The sequence below is a fragment of the Alkaliphilus sp. B6464 genome, from assembly GCF_018141165.1.
GTDB lineage: Bacteria > Bacillota > Clostridia > Peptostreptococcales > Natronincolaceae > Alkaliphilus_B.
On sequence record NZ_CP058557.1, the window covers coordinates 2,622,658 to 2,644,441 of the forward strand.

26 protein-coding genes are annotated in these 21,784 nt (G+C 30.2%); 25 read left to right on the plus strand and 1 reads right to left on the minus strand.

Annotated features, from left to right (window positions below; all coding sequences use genetic code 11):
* Positions 1–85: 85 nt before the first annotated feature.
* The 10 genes from HYG84_RS13210 (at position 86) to HYG84_RS13255 (ending at position 8,891) form a co-directional block, all read left to right on the plus strand.
* The gene (locus HYG84_RS13210) at positions 86–724 is read left to right on the plus strand and encodes a DUF2953 domain-containing protein (protein WP_212377961.1); all 639 of its coding nucleotides are present in this window, start codon (positions 86–88) and stop codon (positions 722–724) included.
* Positions 717–1,163 carry a GerW family sporulation protein gene (ytfJ, locus tag HYG84_RS13215; RefSeq protein ID WP_212377963.1) on the plus strand — a complete coding sequence of 149 codons (447 nt, stop codon included), beginning with the start codon at positions 717–719 and terminating at the stop codon, positions 1,161–1,163. The genes HYG84_RS13210 and ytfJ overlap by 8 nt, the downstream gene beginning before the upstream one ends.
* Positions 1,164–1,267: 104 nt before the next feature.
* Positions 1,268–1,666 carry a MazG nucleotide pyrophosphohydrolase domain-containing protein gene (locus tag HYG84_RS13220; protein WP_212377965.1) on the plus strand — a complete coding sequence of 133 codons (399 nt, stop codon included), beginning with the start codon at positions 1,268–1,270 and terminating at the stop codon, positions 1,664–1,666.
* A gap of 129 nt (positions 1,667–1,795) precedes the next feature.
* On the plus strand, positions 1,796–2,911 hold the full coding sequence (locus HYG84_RS13225; RefSeq protein WP_212377967.1) for a D-alanyl-D-alanine carboxypeptidase family protein: 1,116 nt from the start codon (positions 1,796–1,798) through the stop codon (positions 2,909–2,911).
* Between the two features lie 178 nt (positions 2,912–3,089).
* Positions 3,090–4,016 carry a sulfide/dihydroorotate dehydrogenase-like FAD/NAD-binding protein gene (locus tag HYG84_RS13230; protein WP_212377970.1) on the plus strand — a complete coding sequence of 309 codons (927 nt, stop codon included), beginning with the start codon at positions 3,090–3,092 and terminating at the stop codon, positions 4,014–4,016.
* Positions 4,017–4,035: 19 nt separating this feature from the next.
* A complete protein-coding gene (locus tag HYG84_RS13235; protein ID WP_212377972.1) occupies positions 4,036–5,316 on the plus strand; it encodes an FAD-dependent oxidoreductase in 1,281 nt (426 codons plus the stop codon).
* A 30-nt stretch (positions 5,317–5,346) separates the two neighbouring features.
* Positions 5,347–6,051, plus strand: a complete 705-nt coding sequence (locus tag HYG84_RS13240; RefSeq protein WP_212377974.1) for a pseudouridine synthase — start codon at positions 5,347–5,349, stop codon at positions 6,049–6,051.
* Between the two features lie 188 nt (positions 6,052–6,239).
* Positions 6,240–6,707, plus strand: coding sequence for a GNAT family N-acetyltransferase (locus HYG84_RS13245; protein WP_212377976.1), 468 nt, complete (start codon positions 6,240–6,242; stop codon positions 6,705–6,707).
* 106 nt (positions 6,708–6,813) lie between these two features.
* Positions 6,814–7,386, plus strand: coding sequence for a class I SAM-dependent methyltransferase (locus tag HYG84_RS13250; RefSeq protein ID WP_212377978.1), 573 nt, complete (start codon positions 6,814–6,816; stop codon positions 7,384–7,386).
* A gap of 107 nt (positions 7,387–7,493) precedes the next feature.
* Positions 7,494–8,891, plus strand: a complete 1,398-nt coding sequence (locus HYG84_RS13255) for an oxaloacetate decarboxylase subunit alpha (protein ID WP_212377980.1) — start codon at positions 7,494–7,496, stop codon at positions 8,889–8,891.
* A 160-nt stretch (positions 8,892–9,051) separates the two neighbouring features.
* Here the strand turns inward: HYG84_RS13255 and HYG84_RS13260 are convergent, their stop codons facing one another.
* Positions 9,052–9,693, minus strand: a complete 642-nt coding sequence (locus HYG84_RS13260) for a hypothetical protein (protein WP_212377982.1) — start codon at positions 9,691–9,693, stop codon at positions 9,052–9,054.
* A gap of 163 nt (positions 9,694–9,856) precedes the next feature.
* Here HYG84_RS13260 and surE point away from each other — a divergent pair, with 163 nt between their 5' ends.
* The 15 genes from surE to HYG84_RS13335 all read left to right on the plus strand — a co-directional run bounded on the left by surE (position 9,857) and on the right by HYG84_RS13335 (position 21,687).
* Entirely contained in the window at positions 9,857–10,633 is a 777-nt protein-coding gene (gene surE, locus HYG84_RS13265; RefSeq protein WP_330655471.1) for a 5'/3'-nucleotidase SurE, read from the plus strand.
* A gap of 189 nt (positions 10,634–10,822) precedes the next feature.
* Positions 10,823–11,038 carry a 4Fe-4S binding protein gene (locus HYG84_RS13270; protein WP_212377983.1) on the plus strand — a complete coding sequence of 72 codons (216 nt, stop codon included), beginning with the start codon at positions 10,823–10,825 and terminating at the stop codon, positions 11,036–11,038.
* The gene (locus HYG84_RS13275; protein ID WP_212377985.1) at positions 11,028–12,167 is read left to right on the plus strand and encodes a 2-oxoacid:acceptor oxidoreductase subunit alpha; all 1,140 of its coding nucleotides are present in this window, start codon (positions 11,028–11,030) and stop codon (positions 12,165–12,167) included. The genes HYG84_RS13270 and HYG84_RS13275 overlap by 11 nt, the downstream gene beginning before the upstream one ends.
* A 1-nt stretch (position 12,168) precedes the next feature.
* On the plus strand, positions 12,169–12,990 hold the full coding sequence (locus HYG84_RS13280) for a 2-oxoacid:ferredoxin oxidoreductase subunit beta (RefSeq protein WP_212377987.1): 822 nt from the start codon (positions 12,169–12,171) through the stop codon (positions 12,988–12,990).
* Position 12,991: 1 nt separating this feature from the next.
* Positions 12,992–13,525, plus strand: coding sequence for a 2-oxoacid:acceptor oxidoreductase family protein (locus HYG84_RS13285; RefSeq protein ID WP_212377989.1), 534 nt, complete (start codon positions 12,992–12,994; stop codon positions 13,523–13,525).
* Positions 13,526–13,548: 23 nt separating this feature from the next.
* Positions 13,549–14,424 (plus strand): MurR/RpiR family transcriptional regulator, encoded by an 876-nt coding sequence (locus HYG84_RS13290; protein ID WP_330655472.1) that lies wholly within the window; start codon positions 13,549–13,551, stop codon positions 14,422–14,424.
* 191 nt (positions 14,425–14,615) lie between these two features.
* Positions 14,616–15,245: a histidine phosphatase family protein gene (locus HYG84_RS13295; RefSeq protein ID WP_249168630.1), complete on the plus strand. Its 630-nt coding sequence runs from the start codon at positions 14,616–14,618 to the stop codon at positions 15,243–15,245.
* Positions 15,246–15,251: 6 nt separating this feature from the next.
* Positions 15,252–16,481 (plus strand): NAD(P)/FAD-dependent oxidoreductase, encoded by a 1,230-nt coding sequence (locus HYG84_RS13300; RefSeq protein ID WP_212377991.1) that lies wholly within the window; start codon positions 15,252–15,254, stop codon positions 16,479–16,481.
* Positions 16,482–16,513: 32 nt separating this feature from the next.
* The gene (locus HYG84_RS13305; RefSeq protein WP_212377993.1) at positions 16,514–16,966 is read left to right on the plus strand and encodes a hypothetical protein; all 453 of its coding nucleotides are present in this window, start codon (positions 16,514–16,516) and stop codon (positions 16,964–16,966) included.
* Positions 16,967–17,032: 66 nt separating this feature from the next.
* Complete coding sequence (gene aroH / locus HYG84_RS13310) at positions 17,033–17,401, plus strand: chorismate mutase (protein WP_212377995.1); 369 nt, start codon at positions 17,033–17,035, stop codon at positions 17,399–17,401.
* Between the two features lie 42 nt (positions 17,402–17,443).
* Positions 17,444–18,097 (plus strand): (d)CMP kinase, encoded by a 654-nt coding sequence (cmk, locus tag HYG84_RS13315; RefSeq protein WP_212377997.1) that lies wholly within the window; start codon positions 17,444–17,446, stop codon positions 18,095–18,097.
* Between the two features lie 7 nt (positions 18,098–18,104).
* A complete protein-coding gene (locus tag HYG84_RS13320; RefSeq protein WP_249168763.1) occupies positions 18,105–18,683 on the plus strand; it encodes a lysophospholipid acyltransferase family protein in 579 nt (192 codons plus the stop codon).
* A 108-nt stretch (positions 18,684–18,791) separates the two neighbouring features.
* Positions 18,792–19,637, plus strand: a complete 846-nt coding sequence (locus HYG84_RS13325; RefSeq protein WP_212378001.1) for a 4-hydroxy-3-methylbut-2-enyl diphosphate reductase — start codon at positions 18,792–18,794, stop codon at positions 19,635–19,637.
* 24 nt (positions 19,638–19,661) lie between these two features.
* Entirely contained in the window at positions 19,662–20,810 is a 1,149-nt protein-coding gene (gene rpsA, locus HYG84_RS13330; protein ID WP_212378003.1) for a 30S ribosomal protein S1, read from the plus strand.
* 94 nt (positions 20,811–20,904) lie between these two features.
* Positions 20,905–21,687 (plus strand): CheR family methyltransferase, encoded by a 783-nt coding sequence (locus HYG84_RS13335; RefSeq protein WP_212378005.1) that lies wholly within the window; start codon positions 20,905–20,907, stop codon positions 21,685–21,687.
* Positions 21,688–21,784 lie beyond the last annotated feature (97 nt).

Here is a 21,784-nt window from a genome sequence, read left to right on the forward strand (position 1 = left end):
TAACTAATCATTATTTAACATTAATAGGTCTATTATTTAAAAAAGTGGAAAAAATAGGACTATAAAATAGATAAGGTGGCTAGATATGATGGGCATTTTAATAATAATCGGTATTTTTTTATTTATAATATTATATTCAAATTTAAAAATAGCTATTAACTTTACGCGGTATCATGAAGATGATGTTATAACTATGGATTTTACAGCTCTTTATGGTATATTTAAGTATACAACAAAAATTCCTTTTATAGACTTGGTTAAAGGTCATAATGAAATACCTGCATTAGAAGTAAAAACTGAGGTTGAGTTAGGGAAAAATGAAAGACATATAGGTGACAATAAATCAATAGTAAATATACACGAAATAGAAAATATAATAAAAAAATATAAAAGGCTATATATTAGATATAAGACATTAATAACGCATATTAGAGAAAAACTTATCATTAGCAATATATCCTGGGTTACAGAATTTGGAACAGGTGATGCTGCCGAAACTGCTATTATTACCGGTGTCATATGGACAATAAAACCAGGTTTAATTTCTCTTGTGTGTAATAGGTATAATTCATTAGATATATTTGTAAATGTAGTACCAAACTATAATATTAAAACTTTTGAAACATCTATAGATTGTATATTTAGGATCAAATTAGGCCATATTATTAATGCAGGATTAAAAACATTATTAGTTAAAATAAAGGATGGTGTAAAAAATGAGTGAGCATCCGATAGAAGCACTAATGAAGACTACAATGGAAAGCATTAAAGAAATGGTGGATGTTAATACTATTGTTGGGGATGCAGTGGAGACACCTGACGGTACAGTAATAATACCTATTTCAAGAGTTTCCTTTGGTTTCGCATCAGGTGGCGGAGAGTATATAAACATAAAAAATAGAAAAAGTGAAGAAGACAGTCAGAAAATGACAAAGGATCAGTTTCCATTTGCAGGTGGTGCTGGCGCTGGTGTATCTGTACAACCAGTGGCTTTCATGGTAGTAGGAAATGGTCAAATGAAGTTAATGTCTGTAGATCAAAATGCAAATCTAATTGACAATATTATTAACTCGACACCTAAAATGATAAATAGCTTACAATCTGTATTCAGTAAAAATAATAAGAACAACAATGGAGAAAATGAAATTATTAGTTTTCAATAGAGGACATAGATTATGTCCTCTTTGTTTTTTAATAATGCTAGTTTGAAAGTATGTATGCAAAAGGGTATAATATATATAGATATTTGTTACAAGGGGGAAAAATAATGGACATAAGAAAAGCAATAGAAAGTATATGGGAAAACAGGAAATATACTACAAATGATCCTAAGACGGCTATCAGTCATTTAAATGAAGAAATCGCTGAATCGCTAAAGGCATTAATGAAAGGTGATGTAGACAAAGCTAAACGTGAGCTTCAGGATGCCATGTCTTGTTTATTTATCGCAATGAAGGTTATGGATGTAGATCCTATAGAAGCAGTTAATAATCAAGTAGAACAAATGCAAAAAAGAAATGAGAAGATAATGATACTTAAAAATGATAAGGTAGAAATATACGTTAATGGAATTTTAAAGGGCGGCTGGTCAATCTGGGGTAAGGAGGATATAAAAGAAGCCGAAAAGTTAGCAAAAGAGTTTGGGTGTGAAATACAATATGAATAATTTAATCTAATTCATAAAAAAATAAGTAAATTTTACTTATTTTTTTTATGAAAAGAATTATTATTATTTTATTGTAAATACTAATAATGTTTAAGTGGCTTAATCAAATTAGGGTTTGAGGTGAAATATATGTATAAAAGAGGAATTTGTATTATATTAGCTTGTATTATGATGACCCTTACTTTATCTTATGGAAATGAGGATTTGAAAAATATCCAAATAGGTGGAGAATCAGCTATTGTTATAGATGTAGAAACTGGTCGAGTTTTATATGAGAAAAATATATATAAAAAGCTTCCTATGGCTAGTACCACAAAAATTATAACAGCTCTATTAGCAATTGAAAATATTTCATTAGATAAAAAGGTAAAAATTAATACACAAGCCGAAGGTGTTGAAGGCTCTTCTATTTATTTAAGAGCAGGTGAGGAAGTTAAAGCAATTGATTTAATATATGGATTAATGTTAAGGTCTGGTAATGATTCTGCTGCAGCTATTGCATATGAGGTATCTGGATCTATTGAGGATTTTGCTGAACTAATGAATAAAAGAGCAAAGGAAATTGGAGCTAAAAATACAAACTTTGTAAATCCCCATGGTTTACATGATGATAACCATTACACAACAGCTTATGATTTAGGTCTCATTACAAGAGAAGCTCTAAAAAATCCAGTATTCAGAGAAGTAGTAAAAACTAAGTTTTGGACAGCTGACAAAGATGGATATAAACATTTTGCAAATAAAAACGATATTTTAGATATATGCGATGGCGGAGACGGAGTAAAAACTGGGTATACAAGAAGATCTGGTAGATGTTTAGTAGCATCAGCAACCAGAAATGATATGCAGTTAATTGCTATTACATTTAATGACTATGATTGGTTTAATACTACTAAAAGGTTATTGGATGAGAGTTTTAATATATATAAACCATATACACTATTTGACGAAAAACAAATAATTACTAAGGCTAGAGTTTTGGATGGTAAGAAGAAGGAAGTATCGTTAAAGCCATTTAAAAGTTCTATTATACCGATGGATAAGGAAGAAGATAAGAAATTACTAACTGTTATTGATATGCCTAAAGTTTTACACGCTCCAATAGAAAAAGGGCAAAGAATAGGAAAAATGACTACTTATCTATATGGAAAAATAATTAATACAACCTATCTTGTTGCTAATGAATCTATAGAAAAACAAAGTTTTAAAGATAAAATTAAAGATTTTTTTGGAATAGGGCAATAGAATATTAAATAAAAAATCTCTAATCAAATATATTTGATTAGAGATTTTTTGTGGTAGAAATTAGTAACATAATTTTTTTGAAAAAATATGCTAGTAATATGGTAAAACTTAAATGTTGATTTGCAATTATGTACAATTAGATAGAATATGTTTCTATTTAATCTAAAGGAGGGGTTATATGGACTTTAAACAATGGCAATGCGTTGATGCTGGTAGTGAATATTGTCCCTGCTATTTAGCAGAAGAAAATGATTGCATTACATGCACACAATTACAAGGGAAAAGTTATTGTGATTGTAATTGGAGAGGAGTATGTATTTACAATGATTTTTATTTTTCGGAAAATAAAAGAAAGGACACTAGGACGGCTCAAGAATTTCCAATATTGGATGGCAAAGTTGTAAATGATATTATAATTCTATCTATTCAAGTCACAAAATATATGGCTAGGGTTTTGAAACAGCCAGGTTCGTATGTTTTTGTAAGAGATAAAAATAATGACTATTTTTTTGATGTCCCAATATCAATCATGGATTCTGATGAAGAGAAATCATTGATTAAAATAGCTATAGAAGTTCGAGGAGTAAAGACTAAAAAACTAATGGGTTATGGCGACACTATAATGATTCGAGGACCTTATTGGAACGGAATATTTGGATTGGATTATCTTAAAACAACAAAGAATGATAGATGTTTAGTTTTAGCGAGAGGGATAGCTCAAGCACCTGCAATATTAGTTATAAAGCAACTATTAAAAAATAATAATAATGTAGATATAATCGTAAATAAAAGAGCTAATGAATATAATTTCGTTAATGAATATTTTAATTTAGATTCAATACAAGAAGTAGATATGGGGTCTAATGATGTAGCTATTTTGTGTAAACGATTGATGGAAGAAAATAATTATAAGTTAATATTTATAGGGGGTTCAGATTCTTTACAAGGAAAAATAATTAGAAGTATAGAAGAATTAAATCAAGCTAAGTTTGTTACAACAAATAACAATGCAATATGTTGTGGCGAAGGAATTTGTGGAGCTTGTGCGAAGATGAATGAGGATGGAATATGGATAAAAACTTGTAAGGTTCAAAGAGTAGATTAAATCTAAAGGGGGATTCGGAATGGCTAAAATTGTAATTGTAGGCGCTGGGTGGGCAGGATGTGCCGCAGCTATAACTGCTAAGAAGGCAGGAGGGGATGTTCATCTTTTTGAAAGAACAGATATGCTCTTAGGGTTAGGAAATGCAGGAGGAATTATGCGAAACAATGGAAGATATACTGCTGCTGAGGAAACCATATTATTAGGAGCACCAGAACTGCTTGAAGTAACCGACCGTTGTTCGCGACATAAAAACTTGGACTTTCCAGGACATAAGCATTCTAGCTTATATGATGTAGCAATTATAGAATCTCAAGTTAGAAAGCTAATTGAGTCTATGGGGATTAAATTGTATCTTCAGCATCGAGTAACTGATATAATTAAGGATGGTGATAAGATTACAGCAATTAAACTTCATAACGACATTACATTTGAAGGGGATATATTTATAGAAGCTACAGGTTCCACAGGACCTATGGGTAACTGTATAAAGCATGGAAATGGTTGTGCTATGTGTGTATTAAGGTGTCCTTCATTTGGGCCAAGGATAAGCTTAAGTCAAAGAGCTGGTGTAGAAGATATTTTAGGACAAAGAGCAAACGGAGAGTTTGGTGCATTTAGTGGTTCTTGTAAACTTAATAAAGATTCATTATCAAAAGAAATTGTTAATGAATTAAATATAAATGGAGTAGTTGTTGTTCCAGTTCCTAAAGAAGATATTAATATGGGTAAGCTTGATATGAAAGTTTGTCAGCAATATGCATTAAGAGAATATGCAGAAAACATAATATTACTTGATACAGGTCATGCTAAACTTATGGCTCCATTCTATCCATTAGAAAAGCTTAGAAAACTTAAGGGATTTGAAAATGCAAAATATGAAGATCCTTATTCAGGTGGAATAGGAAATTCGGTACGTTACTTATCTATGGCACCTAGAGAAAATAATATGAATGTAAAGGGAATAAAAAATCTACTTTGCGCAGGAGAAAAATCAGGACTTTTTGTAGGGCATACAGAAGCTATTGTAACAGGAAGCTTAGCAGGGCATAATAGTATTAGAGCATTTTTAGGAATTCCACTTTTACAGTTACCAAGAGACATTGCATCTGGTGATTTGATAGCTTATGCAAATGATAGAATCTCTACTTCAGAAGGGTTAAAAGAAAGATTTACATTTGCCGGATCAGATTATTTTAAACGCATGAAGGATCTTAATTTATATACTGTAGATACAGAAGTTATAAAAAATAAATTAGAAAGATTAAACCTATTGAATATTTACTCTGAAAGATTAAAATAGAATTAGCAGACAAAAGATGGGGTGAAATAGATGAGACTACAGAAATTTTTGGCCACATGTGGTGTTGCATCCAGAAGAAAAAGTGAAGAACTAATTATTAGTGGTAGAGTAAAAGTTAATGGTAATATAATTACTGAGATGGGATTTAAGGTAAATCCTGATATTGATAATGTATTTGTAGATGATAAAAATGTAGTTTTAGAGGAGCGGAAGGTTTATATTATGCTGAACAAACCTACAGGATATGTAACTACAGTAGCAGAACAATTTAATAGAAAAAAAGTTACGGATTTAGTCGATGTACCTTATCGCATATTTCCAGTTGGACGGCTAGATTATAATACTTCAGGATTACTTATATTAACAAATGATGGCGAGCTAACTTTTAGATTAACTCATCCAAAGTTTAAAGTTGAAAAAGTATATGTTGCAAAAATTAAGGGTGTTCCTACTAAAGATGAATTAACTGCTTTTGAGAATGGATTAGAAATTGAAAATTATATTACGGCACCCTCAAAAATAAAAATATTAAAAGAGTTAAACGGTAATTGTGTTGTTGAAATAACAATTCGAGAAGGAAGAAATCGTCAAGTTAGAAAAATGTGTGACACAATAGGTCACCCGGTGTTAGAGTTAAAAAGAATTAAGATGGGCAGAATACATCTTGGAAACTTAGAAGTAGGAAATTGGAGATACTTTACTGAAAGAGAAATTGATTATTTAAAACAACTTTAATTTTATTATATTATTTGATTAACAAGACAAGTAATTAAATCAAGGTGTAATTTCAACCTCGTATCAGAGATAATTCGTGCAAAGGCAAATTTAATATATCCTTCTATATAAAAGTTTCCTTTGCACGAACTATATTTTAAGATAGTAATATTTTTCTAAGAACAAATCAGAAAGGTAGAAAATTTAATATGATAACTATTAGAAGAATTAATACTAGTGATGTTTATGACTTAATAACCTGTGCTGAAATAGATATTAGTTTAGAAAAACAATATAATGGTAATAACAGAATAGAATTTTTTATTGTGACTGATGGGAAAAGGCTTTTAGGACATGCTTCAGCTATTTTATTTTCAAGCATTTCAACTGCTCAAATCAATGAAATATATATTCTACCAGAAGAAAGAAATAACGGGTTAGGAGATGCATTATTAAGAGCAGTATTTCACTATTTACGTATTAATTCCTGTGTTTGGGCTATTATAAAAAGTCATACAAATTTAGATAAGTTTTTAATAAATAGAGGTATAGAACAAATAGACTACAGCAAATCATCATACCAAATTAAAAGTCACTTTGGAAAAGAGGATTTGCATGAATATCATATATGCAATATTGAAGAATTTTTTAAAGAAAAATGTAAGGGAAGTCAGTAAAATTCACACAATCTAAAAGTATAAGATGAGTATATGACTTATTATGCATAATAGCTAAACAATTGGGTATTGAATACTATAAGATATATACAAGAAAGGAATTGTTATGTTGAATTCAATCAAAAGGGCGACATCTTTTGTACAATACATATTAAGAGAAAAAATTAAAGAAGGAAATGTAGTAATTGATGCAACTATGGGTAATGGAAATGATACATTATTTTTAGCTGAACTTGTTGGCTTAAAAGGGATAGTTTTTGCCTTTGATATCCAATCAGTAGCATTAGAAAGTACTAAAAATAAAATTAGTAGCAATAAATTAGATAGTTATAATATTAAACTTATTAATGATAGTCACGAAAATATAGACAAATATATAATGTGTACTGTGGATGCAGCAATGTTTAATCTGGGATATTTACCTAAGGGAGATCATTCTATTATAACAAAAGCTAGCTCTACTATTAAAAGTATTTCATCTATATTAAGTATACTTAAGCCTGGAGGGATTATATCCATAATCATATACTACGGACATGATGGAGGTAAAGAGGAGAAGGATGAGGTGTTGAATTTTTTACAAAAACTCTCTCAACAAGATGTTACTGTAATGCAATGTAACTATACGAATCATGACAATAACCCACCGATTATTATTTTTATTGAAAAAAACAAATAAAGGGTTTTTGAGTTTGATATAGAATAGTATGGCTGAGATTGATAATTTTATATCATTAAATATTTATGTTATTTTAGCATTATATATTAGATATAGGAGGGGAAAGAATGACTAAGTTAAAAATTACCGAAACAGTGTTAAGAGATGCACATCAATCTTTATTTGCAACAAGAATGAAGACGGAAGAAATGCTTCCTATTGCTGAAAAACTAGATCAAGTAGGTTATCATTCACTGGAAATGTGGGGTGGAGCTACATTTGACGCTAGTTTGAGATTTTTAAATGAAGATCCTTGGGAAAGATTGCGTAGTATAAGGAAGGTTGTTAAAAATACAAAACTTCAAATGCTTTTAAGGGGGCAAAATTTATTAGGATATAAGCATTATGCTGATGATGTTGTATCAGAATTTGTTAAAAAATCGATTTATAATGGAATTGATATTATACGAATCTTTGATGCTTTAAATGATATTAGAAACTTAGAAACAGCAGTCAAGGCAACACTAGAAGAAGGTGGACATGCACAATGTGCTCTATCTTATACTATTAGTCCAGCACATAATATAGAATATTATGTAAATAAAGCAAAAAATATGGAGAGCTTAGGGGCTAGTTCTATTTGTATTAAGGATATGTCAGGAATTTTGACACCTTATGCAGCATTTGAATTAGTTACAGAATTAAAAAAGACAGTTAATATTCCGCTTCAAATACACACTCATTATACTAGTGGAATTGCATCAATGACATATCTAAAGGCTATAGAAGCTGGTATTGATGTAGTTGATACAGCAATTTCTCCATTAGCATTAGGAACATCTCAGCCACCAACTGAGCCTTTAGTAGCAGCTTTAAAAGATACTAAGTATGACACTGGTTTAGATTTGGAACTACTTAATGAAGTTGCAGAATACTTTAGACCAATAAAAGAACAATACTTAAAGTCAGGTTTAATCGATCCTAAGGTTTTAGGTGTAGATGCAAAAACATTAGTATATCAAGTTCCTGGTGGAATGTTATCCAACTTAATATCGCAGTTAAAATCTCAAAATAAGTTAGATAAATTTGAAGAAGTACTTCAAGAAGTACCAAGAGTTAGGGAAGAACTAGGATACCCTCCATTAGTGACTCCTATGAGTCAGATGGTAGGTACACAGGCGGTATTTAATGTTATTACTGGTGAGAGATATAAAATGGTTCCTAAAGAAATAAAAGATTATGTTAAAGGTTTATATGGACAAACAACAGTACCTATTAAAGATGATATTAAAGAAAAAATTATTGGTAATGAGGAGGCCATCACCTGTCGACCAGCTGATCTTATACAACCTCAACTAGAAATTCTTAAAGAGGAAATGAAAGAATACAGTGAACAAGAAGAAGATGTGCTTTCTTACGCACTGTTTCCACAGATTGCGGAGAGTTTTTTTAAAGAGAGATGGGCTAAGAAATATAAAATAGAAACTACTTTGTACGATGAGGAGGCAAAGACTCATCCAGTGTAAAATAAAACATATTAAAGAAGTATACATATAAAAAGCACCTGTAAAATAGTAGTCTTTTATAATAACTATGGCATTCATTCTCTACTCTATATCGTAGATGATGAATGCCATACAAATTTTTAAAAAGATTGACCGATAGATTTTCTAAAGAAAAATTTTGTTATATGCAATTACTATGCAGAAAAACTTTGTTTGGTCGATCGCTATGGTATTTTTTTACTTTTGCAACGGAGTTTTGCTGTATAGGTTTATTGCATTTAAAACATATTAAATTAATATTTTTTACTTTTTCTTCAGCTATTTCAATGGGTAAATTACCGTATTTTTGCCAACTTTTCCAACCTGTTTTACAAAGTAGACTACGGTTTTCATAATCTGCATATACCCATTTTAATATACGATGAAAGTGGAATGGATACTTTGTATATGTAATAAAGTTTCGTGGTAGACCTAAATCAATTGTATAGTTTTCAAATGTTGCCTCCACAAGACTTTGTAAGGGATCATTTATTTGTGTACATACATAACTATAGTTATTGTTTTCCAACCATATTTTTAATTTATCAAACATATATCCTCTACAAACTTCAATTTTTTCTTTGTGAGTAACATTTAAATCATTAAAAAGTTTTTTTACTATCGTAACTACGTGGTTAATATACTCTTTATTTTCAAAGAAACTATTTCGATAATATTTTAAAGGAATAATATCGAATGCATATTCTTTTGTTTCTACCCTTGTTATGCCAATTACTGTGCCACCAAGTAAACTGCCACTTCCCGCATCATCTATTTGAATCAAAATATCACCTCAAGCAATCAATATATTTTTAAAATTTACGTTAATAACAACAGTATAAATTAAATGATATTTTTATTATGCTTATAACTATTTAAATATATGTGTAACATATTATGTACTACTAATAAAAAAGTTGTAAACAAATAAATAAATTATAGGGAGGATGAGAAAATATATGCGCATTTTAGTTACTAATGACGATGGTATTTTTGCAGAAGGTATATATAAACTAGCAAAGCATATGCAATCTAATGGGGAAGTAATTGTAGTTGCTCCAGATAGTGAAAGAAGTGCTAGTGGACATGCAATCACTATGCATAGTCCATTAACAGTTAAGAAGGTGAACTTTTTTAATACAGAAATTGAAGCTTATTCGGTAAATGGAACACCAGCAGACTGTGTAAAAATAGGAGTAGAAGTGTTATGCAAAACTCAAAAACCAGATTTGGTTATTTCAGGGATTAATAATGGACCTAATTTAGGAACCGATGTAATATACTCTGGTACTGTTTCAGCAGCTGTAGAATCAGCTATTTTGGATATTCCATCAATTGCAGTTTCAATGGGAAGTTATGAGTCAAGCCAATTTGATGATGCAGCACAATTTATTTCATCAATATTAAAAAAAATGATTGAAAGTAGTAGTCTGCATAATATTATTATTAATGTTAATTATCCAGCTAAACCTAAGAGTGAAATAAAAGGCGTTAAAATAACTACATTAGGCACAAGAAGGTATGACAATGCATTTATTGAAAGAAAAGATCCTTGGGGAAACTCATATTATTGGATTTCAGGCACGGTAAGAGATATTAAGCAGGATGTGGAAAGTGATATTGCAGCAATTAATAAAAATTATATTTCTATTACACCAATACATTTTGATTTAACACACTTCAAACACTTCGAAGAACTGAAAAAATGGGACTTTCATATATAGTCTAGTTAATTCAAACTAGGCTATTTTTTTGTTTTAATTAAGTAAAAATGCAAAAAATGAATTTAATCTTGCAAAACATAAAAAACTTTTAGAAAGATGAAATAAAAATTGCAATACTCAGTTAAATCTGATATGATTTGATTAGTAAGAATTGTTAGAAAGTCACTTTGTCGAAAGGGAGAGAGAGGCGTGGAAAATAACAAAGTAAATAAAGAGTTAAAAATCAAAACGGAATGGTGTAAAGGGTGTGAAATTTGTGTTAATTTTTGCCCTAAAAATGTACTTGATATAAAAAACGACAAAATTAACATAAAGGATATAGATAGCTGTATTAAATGCGGTCAGTGTGAATTAAGATGTCCAGACTATGCTATTTATTTGGAGGTGGTAGGTAATGAAAAATAGAGCAATTAAATTAATGCAAGGAAACGAGGCTTGTGTTGAGGGAGCACTTACAGCCGGAATGCGCTTTTACGCAGGTTATCCTATTACTCCATCTACTGAAATTGCAGAAATATGTGCACAGAAATTACCTCTAGTAGGAGGTAAGTTTATTCAAATGGAAGATGAAATAGCTGGAATGGCAGCAACAATTGGAGGATCTTTAGCTGGATTAAAATCTATGACAGCAACTAGTGGACCAGGATTTTCACTTAAACAAGAGAATATCGGATATGCGGCATTAACAGAAATACCATGTGTTATCGTAAATGTTCAAAGATATGGTCCAAGTACAGGATTACCAACTGCTCCTGCACAAGGAGATGTTATGCAAGCTAAATGGGGGACTCATGGAGATCATCCAGTAATCGCTTTAAGTCCAACCTCTGTAAGGGAAACTTATGACTTAACGATTAAAGCATTTAACTTAGCAGAAAAATACAGAACGCCAGTATTGTTAATGCTTGATGAAATAGTAGGACATATGAGAGAAAAAATAGAAATACCTAATATAGAAGATATTGAAATATATAATAGATTAAAACCAGAAAAAGGCGACTCTGATTATAGAGCTTATAAAGTAAAGGAAAATGAAACTGTTCCAAGAATGGCTGCTTTTGGTGAAGGATTTAAATTTCATGTGACTGGTTTAATGCATGATGAATTTGGATTTCCAACTAATAACCCTGGAATATCAGATAACTTACTTAGAAGAATTATAAATAAGGTTAGTGACAATGTAGATGATATTGTTATGTATGATGAAGAATATATGGATGACGCTGAGATTGTCGTGTTAGCTTATGGTGGTACATACAGATCTGCAAGAAGCGCAGTAAAACAGGCAAGGAAATTAGGCTACAAAGTAGGATTGTTTAAACCTATAACAATATGGCCGGCTCCAGAGAAACAAATTAAAGAAATAAGTAAGAAGATAGATAAAATATTAGTTCCTGAACTGAATTTAGGCCAATATTGTTTAGAGGTGGAAAGAATTGTATCAGGACAAAGTACTATTTATAGTTTATGTAAGGTAACTGGCGAAGCAATAACTCCTGAAGAAATACTGACAAAAATTAGGGAGGTCTTATAATATGGCTAGTGAGTTAATTCATAATAATTTTAGGATGGATAGATTACCGCATATTTGGTGTCCAGGTTGTGGACATGGAATTATTATGCGAGCTTTGGCTAAGGCTATAGATAACCTAAAATTAGATAAAGATAATGTGTGTATAGTATCTGGTATAGGTTGTTCCTCAAGAGCTACTGGTTATATGGATTTTAATACGCTTCACACTACCCATGGTAGAGCATTAGCCTTTGCAACAGGTATTAAATTGGCTAATCCAGAGCTAGAGGTTATTGTAATAACTGGAGATGGTGACTGCTCAGCTATTGGAGGAAACCACTTAATACATGCTAGTAGAAGAAATATTGGTATTACTACTATTGTTTTTAATAATAATATTTATGGTATGACAGGAGGGCAATACTCTCCAACTACTCCTAACCAAGCCTATGGAACTACTGCCCCATTTGGCAATATAGATAAACCATTTGATATTTGTAAATTGGTTGATGCCGCTGGAGCAACATATGTAGCTCGTGGAACTGCATACCATGCTAATCAACTTATTAAACTAATCGAAAAAGCTATTGAGAATAAAGGTTTTTCTGTAGTTGATGCTATAAGTGTTTGCCCAACCTATTATGGACGTAAAAATAAAAAAGGGTCTTCTGTAGATATGTTAAGTGAGCTTAGGGATTCAACTATAGATGTAAAGGTTGCAGAAAAATTACCTTTAGACAAACAAAAAGGCAAGCTGCTAATTGGTGAGTTTAAAAGTGCTATAGAACCTGAATATACAGACGAATATGGAAAAATTATCGATAAATTTAAAAAGGAGAGATAATATGGAGGGGCAAAAAGAAATAAGACTTAGTGGATCAGGGGGTCAAGGTTTAATTCTAGCTGGAATTATTTTAGCTGAGGCTGCAATACTTGATGGAAAGAATGTTATCCAATCTCAGTCATATGGCCCTGAAGCAAGAGGAGGAGCTAGTAAAGCCGAAGTTATTATTAGCAATGATGAAATAGATTATCCAAAGGTGGAACAAGCAGATCTTTTGTTGTCACTAACTCAAGTTTCTTGTGATAAATATATAGATACTCTTAAGGAAGGTGGTATATTAGTTATAGATTCTAGTATTGAGGTACTTGATGATCTACCTTTTAATATAATTAAAATTCCAATATTAAATACTGCTATTGAAAAAATAAAAAAGCCTATGGTTGCTAACATAATTGCATTAGGAGCGATTCAGGCAATAACAGATGTTGTATCTAAAAGTTCTTTAGAAGCTTCGGTATTAAAAAGAGTTCCCAAGGGAACAGAACAATTAAACAGGGACGCCTTGATGGAAGGCTATAATTTGATTAAAAGATAAAATAAAAAATAGGATGATTAACTATGATAGATGAAAGTAAAAGAGACTTAATTAACCAAATACAAAAAAAGTTTCCTAAATTAAGTAAAGGACAAAAGCTAATTGCTCAATACATTATTGAGAACTATGATAAAGCTGCATTTATGACAGCATCTAAACTGGCTAACAAAGTTGGAGTAAGTGAATCAACAGTTGTTAGATTTGCTAATGCTCTAGGATTTGAGGGTTATCCACAGCTTCAGAAGGGGTTAGAAGAGATTATAAAAACAAAACTAACAACTGTCCAACGTGTTGAAATGGCAAGTGAGTATTCAAATGAAGGAGCAATATTAAAAAAAGTATTAAAATCTGATATGGATAATATTAGAGCTACTTTAGAAAAAATAGATTATGACGTTTTTCAACAAGTAATAGATAAGATATGTAGTGCTGAAAAAATATATATAGTTGGTTTAAGAAGTTCTACCGCACTAGCTGATTATTTTGGCTTCTATTTAAATTTAATTTTGGATAATGTAAAAATAGTTAGTTATGGTATTAGTAATATTTTTGAGCAGATGTTGAGAATATCCGAACGAGATTTAGTTATCGGTATTGGATTTCCTAGATACTCTATCCAAACTGTTGATGCATTAACCTATGCAAAGGAACAAGGAGCAACAATTGTAGGAATTACTGATAGTCTACTGTCACCTCTTGCAAGTATAGCAGATTATCCTTTAACTGCAAAAAGTAATATGGCTTCTTTTGTTGATTCTTTAGTAGCTCCTTTAAGTTTAATAAATGCACTAATTGTTGCTGTTGGAATGCGAGAAAAAGATGAAATAACTGAGTATTTTAACAGGTTGGAAGGAATTTGGGAAAAGTATAATGTTTATGAGAGAAAAGATCAAAGCTAAAATAAACAAATAATTTCATTTAAATAAACAAAGCGATCCGTAAGATCGCTTTGTTTATTATAGTTTGAGAAAATATATGTATATATGCAATAAATGTGAAATTTAAAAGAATAAATATTTATTTTATGGATTATGTACTAATTTAATTTGTTATTTGTTAAAATACTATATACAGGCTAATTAATAAGGAGTTGATTAAAATTAAAAGATTATATTTAGTTAGACATGGACAAACATCATGGAATTTGGAAGGAAGAACTCAAGGCAATAAGGATTCTAATTTAACTCCTCTTGGTCTAGAGCAAGCGGAACTTTTGGGACAACGATTGAGCAAAGTACAACTAGATGCAATTTATTGTAGTCCATTAAAACGAGCATACTCAACAGCGCAAATTATTGCTAATATGCAAAATCTTGATTGTACACTAGACAATAGATTAATGGAAATGAGCTTTGGTGAGTGGGAAGGACTAACCCATGCGGAAATTGAACAAAATTACCCAGAGAACTTTAAATCTTGGAGGAAAGAACCTCATATTGCAAAGATACCAAAGGGTGAAACCATAGAAATTGCTCAAAAACGTATGGTTGAGTTTGTCAACGATAGGATTATAGAATCTAATAATAATACGTTTTTAATAGTTAGCCATGGTACAACAATACGGTTACTTTTACTTCATCTTCTTTCTATGGATCTAATGCATTATTATAAGTTAAAGCAGGATAATTGTGCAATTAACTTAATAGAATTTAGACATCATGGTCCCGTATTATTAAAGTATAATGATACATGTCATCTGGACATAATGATAGAAAGGTGAAATTAAATGAAGAAGAAGGTAGTTGTAATTGGTGCAGGACCAGCTGGAATTATGGCAGCTATATCGGCAGCAGAGCATAATAAAGAAGTAGTTTTAATTGATAAAAATGATCAAATTGGTAGAAAATTAAGAATAACTGGTGGTGGAAGATGTAATATTACAAATAACTGTAGTATTAATGAAATAATTGAAAAAACCTTAAGTAATGGAAAGTTTTTATATAATAGCTTAAATAAATTTAGTAACATAAATTTAATTAACTTTATTGAAAGTAATGGTTGTAAACTAAAAGTTGAACATAAGGGGAAAGTTTTTCCTGTTAGTGATAAATCAGATGATATTATTAATGTATTTTCAAAAGTATTAAATAATAACGAAGTTGTTTTAAAGATGAATTGCGAAGTAAAGGAAGTTTTAGTTTCTGATGATAAGGTCAGTGGTGTTAGATTACAGGATAACAATATTATAAGATGTGATGGGGTTGTAATTTCAACTGGAGGAATGTCCTATCCTCATCTAGGTAGTACGGGTGATGGGTATCGTTTTGCAAGTAACTTAGAACATAATATTGTTAAAATTAGACCGAGTTTAGTACCAATTACTATTAAGGAAAAGTGGATAAAGGATTTAATGGGAATCTCTTTAAATTCTGTTAAGATAACAACTAAAATTAGCAATAAAAAGAAAATATCTTCTAAAGGTGATTTGTTATTCACTCATTATGGTATATCTGGTCCAGCGGTATTAGAACACAGTGCATATTTAAGTCAATACTCTGAAGTATTAGAATCTACAATACATCTAGACCTACTACCTAATTATAGCCAAGAAGAATTAGAACAAATTTTCCATCAAGAATCTCAATTTAATGGAAGTAAGTTAGTTAAAACTGTTTTAACAAATTTGTTACCTAAAAACCTTTGCAGTAAATTACTAGATTTGTTAAATATTGATGAGTATATTAAGTTAGGCCAATTATCAAAAAAGGATAGAAATAGGATTATAAATACAATAAAGACTTTAACATTGACAACAAGTGGATTTAGACCTATAAAAGAAGCAATTGTTACATCTGGAGGGATTTCAGTTAAAGAAATTGACAGCAAAACAATGGAATCTAAACTTGTGAAGGGATTATATTTTGCTGGTGAAGTAATAGATATTGATGCTCTTACAGGAGGATATAATTTGCAAATTGCTTTTTCTACAGGCTATGTTGCGGGAATAAATGTATAGTATATATAAATTATTAAGGAGAGGTGTGATTAATGAATGATCGAAGAAACAACGTAAATTACTTTGGAATAGACAACTGTATTGCTATTATTGTTATGTTTATGATCATTTTATTAATAGGACTTAATATTTTAAGAATATGTAGAGACTACATAATAGTGCAGCATTCTGAAACTAAAACCGTCCATGACTTCGAAAGTATTTTATTTCCAAGTGGAACCCTAACTCTTATAATCGAATCAAATGAAGTATATCCATTGTTAGAGATAATTGTTAATGGCGAATTAGTTGATAAGTTCGGTGAAAATAATGAAGTAACAATAAATGTTACTGATAGAGATATTGTACAGATAAATGGTTCTATGTATAATGATGATGTTATAGTTAGTATAAAAGATATATCTTCAAATATTATTGATTACTTAAGCAATAGAAAAGTAGTTGTGAAAAGAAATATAAGCACTTTAGCTATAATAAGGATGTAGATATACTTGAGGAATATTATAATTTGATGTATAATTTCTTTAAGTAAGTTAAAGTGAGGGATATATATGAATGTCAGAGGTATTAGAGGAGCCATAACGGTTAAAGAAAATACGGCTCAGCAAATAGAGGATGCTACATATGAAATGATGAATGAAATCATTAATTTAAATTCAATTAATGAAAACGACGTCATAAGTATTATATTTACAGCAACTAAAGACTTGAATCAGCAATATCCTTCTACTATTATTAGAAGTCATTTTAATTGGAGAGACACTCCTATTTTAAACTTTGAAGAAAAGGACGTAGTTAATAGCTTAGAGAAATGCATTCGGGTGCTAATATACATACATACTGATAAAGAAAAAAAGGATATGGTTCATGTGTATTTAAGAGAGGCTAAAAATTTAAGACCTGATCTTTGTTTGAAATAACCACCATAACTGGTGGTTAAATCTATTCTAAGGAGGTATTATATGGAATATATTCAAATTGCAATAGATGGACCTGCTGGAGCAGGTAAAAGTACAATTGCAAAAAAAATAGCTAAATGCTTAGATATAACGTACATAGATACAGGTGCAATGTACAGAGCTCTTACTTATAAAGTTTTAGTTAATAATGTAGATATTTATAATGAGGAGGAAATAATTAGATTAGCCAGAGAAAGTGATATAAAATTTTTTCAAGAAAATATTTACCTAGATAATGAGAAAGTTAATGAAGAAATTAGAAGTATTGAAGTAAATAAAAATGTTTCTTATATAGCTAAAATTAGGGAAGTAAGACTAGTTTTAGTTAATTTACAGAGAAAAATTGCACTAGATCAAGATGTAATAATGGATGGTAGAGATATAGGAACCCATGTATTGCCTAATGCTAGATTGAAAATCTTTTTAACTGCATCTGTTGAAGAACGAGCTACTAGAAGATATACTGAGCTCAAAGGAAAGTGTAATGATATAAGCTTTAATGAAATAAAAAAAGATATCATAAATAGGGATAAAATTGATAGTGAAAGAGAATCTGCGCCATTGCTTAAAGCAGAAGATGCTATTGTTATTGATACAACAGGTTTATCGATAGATGATGTTGTAGAAAAAATAGTAGATCTTCTAAGGGGGGAATAATGAAGTGATGTTTTACAAAGTAGTAAAAAATTCAATTAGATTCATACTCTCATTAATTTATAGAGTTGAAATTCAAGGTAAAGAAAACATACCCATGGAAGGCAAATCTATCGTTTGTTCAAATCACTTTAATTTATTAGATCCGGTTTTTATTGGAACTTGTTTACCAAGAAAGATTAATTATATGGCAAAGGAAGAACTGTTTTCAAATAAGATTTTTGCTTTGATTTTAAATAAATTAGGAGTGTTTCCTGTGAAGAGAGGTGGTGCTGATATTAGTGCCATCAAAACCGCATTAAAAATTTTAAAGAATGAAGAGGTATTTGGAATATTTCCAGAAGGCACTAGAAGTAAAACTGGTGAAATGCTAGAAGCTAAGCCAGGTCTTGCTATGATAGCAATTAAATCACAAAGTTCTATTATTCCTGTGGCTATTATAGGAAATTATAAACCTTTCAGTAAAATAAAGATAATAATTGATAAACCAATAAATTTTTCAGATTATTATGATCAAAAAATTTCTATTGAAGAATATCAACAATTAAGTCAAAGTGTGTTAGAGCATATTAAAAAATTAATGAATTAAAAAAATATGGAAATACTGATTATTAAAGAAGGATTTTTATATATTATGTAGAAATTCTATAAAGTTATGTATTTAATTTTACATTATAAAATCCACAGGAGGATAATAATGAAAGTAATTGTGGCAAATCATTCTGGTTTTTGCTTTGGTGTGGAAAAAGCTATACATACTGCTTTCGATGAGGTGAATAATAATAGTAATATTAAAAGAGATATCTATACACTAGGACCTCTTATTCATAACCAACAAGCTGTAAATAAATTAGAAAGTGATGGAATAAAGGTAATCGGCCATCTGGATGAAGTCTCAGATGGTACTGTAATTATTCGTTCCCATGGGGTTTCTAAAAATATATATGATATAGCTTATGAAAAAAAAATAAACCTAGTTGATGCAACTTGTCCCTTTGTTAGAAAAATTCAAAATATCGTCAAAGAATATAAGGAAAAGGGATATAATATTGTTATTATAGGGAATCCTGACCATCCAGAGGTAGTAGGAATTAATGGATGGTGTAATAATGAAGCTTATGTTGTAAAAACAGAAGATGACATTGAAAAAATTCCTTTTTTAGATAAGATGTGTATAGTTGTTCAAACAACTATGTCTACGTCTCTATATCTTAAACTTACTGATATGCTAGAAAAGAAAGCTATTGATGTTGTAAAGTTTAATACCATTTGTTCTGCTACTAGAGATAGACAAGAATCTGCTAGAGATCTAGCTAAAGCAGTGGATGTAATGATAGTAGTAGGTGGATACCATAGTTCTAACACCCAAAAACTTGTAGAAATCTGCAAGGAAGAAAAACCAAACACAACTTTTCATATTGAAACAGCAAGTGAATTACCAATTAATTTACTAGGGAGATATGAAACTGTAGGTGTTACGGCAGGAGCATCTACCCCAAAATGGATTATTGATGAAGTAATAGAGAAAATTAATAGTTTATAATAACTTATTTTAGGAGGTCTTAATATGACTAACGATATGCAAAATTTAATGGAAGAAATAGAAAAAACGATGGTAAGACTACGAAGAGGAGAAATTGTTACAGGTAAAGTAATTAATGTTACTCATAATGAAATTATAGTAAATTTAGGATATAAATCAGATGGAGTTATACCAAAGAATGAGATATCAAATGATACAACAATAAATCCTATTGAAGTAGCAAAAGAAGGAGATGAAATTAAGGTTTATGTATTAAGTCTAGACGATGGAGAAGGTAATGTTCTATTATCTAAAAAAAGAGTAGATATGGTAAAAGGATGGGATGATTTAGAAAAAATAAAAGATGCTCAATCCTTAGTTGAGACAAAGATAATTGAGGCAGTAAGAGGCGGAGTGGTAGCTGTAGCTCGTGGTATTCGATGCTTTATACCAGCAAGTCAGTTATCTGATCGTTATGTAGACGATCTAAAGTCTTTTGAAGGTAAAAATTTTAATACTAAAGTAATTGAAATTGATCGTAGGAAAAACAAAGTAGTTTTATCAAGGAAACTTGTACTAGAAGAAGAAAACAAAAACAAAAAACTAGAATTATTCTCTAATCTAGAAAAGGGCACACGCATTAAAGGGGAAGTTAAACGTATTACTGATTTTGGCGCATTTGTAGATATTGGTGGAGTTGACGGCCTTATCCATATTTCAGAGTTATCTTGGGGGAGAATAAAGCATCCAACAGAGGTAGTAAAGGTAGGAGATATTGTAGAGGTAGAAGTGTTAGATTTTGAAAAAGCAAAGGGAAAAGTCGCTTTGGGATTAAAACAAACGCAGCAACAACCATGGGAAGCTGCATTAGAAAAATATCCTATAGGAAGTGTAGTTGAGGGAAAAGTTGTTAGACTAGTAGACTTTGGTGCCTTTGTTGAATTAGAATTGGGATTAGATGGATTAGTTCATATTTCACAAATTAGTGAAAAACATATTTCAAAGCCATCAGAAGAACTTCATATTGGCCAAAAAATCGATGTGAAAGTATTAGATATTAAGCCAGATGAAAAACGTATTAGCCTAAGTATTACAGCAGTTGATGAAGAAAGTGAAACAGAAGAAATCGAATATATTGATGCTAACAATACAACAACAATTGGAGAAATTTTAGAAAATGATCATAAAAAATAAAGAGTCTTTGACTCTTTATTTTTTATGATATACTTGAGTAAATAACTTTTATAATAAGGTACTATTCTTTATTTAAATTTAAGGGGGAAATTTTATGGAAGGATATGAAATTTTTAAAGATAAAGTTTATAAAAAAACAGGAATAAACTTAAACAGTTATAAGGAACGTCAAATGAAACGTAGGATAGAGTCTTTAATTACACGTAATAATTTTACCTCTTATGATTCTTATTTTAATGCTATAAATAAAGATTTAAAATTGTTAGATGAATTTATTAATTACTTAACTATAAATGTATCAGAATTTTATCGTAATCCTCAACAATGGGAGGTATTAGAAAGTACGGTAATACCCTACTTACTAAAAAATAAATCTAAATTAAAGATTTGGAGTTCTGCTTGCTCTACTGGAGAAGAGCCATATTCATTAGTAATGTTACTTTCTAAGTTTTTTCCTCTTAGTCAAATTAGTGTATTAGCTACAGATATTGATGAAGGAGCAATTAGCAAAGCTAACAAAGGCATTTATTCTCCTAAAAGTTTAGAAAACTTACCTAAAGAGTTTATAAATTCATTTTTTGAGAAACATAACGAGGAGTATAAAATAAAAGAAGAAATAAAAAAACAAGTGACTTTTAAGCAATTCAATTTACTTGAAGATGAATATCCAAAACAATGTGATTTAATTTTATGTAGAAATGTGATGATTTATTTCACTGAAGAAGCTAAAAATGATATGTATAAAAATTTTCATGATTCACTAAGTAATGAGGGAGTTTTATTTGTAGGTAGTACTGAACAAATAATTTTACCAAATAGGTACAACTTAACTCCATTGAAAACATTTTTTTATAAAAAGACTAAGCCAATTATATAATTTTCGAAGTTAAGTATAGAATTTTCGAAAAATAATATGTATCTATATTATTTTTAAACTAACAAGTGGTATAATAGTATAGTGGGTTAAAAATGGA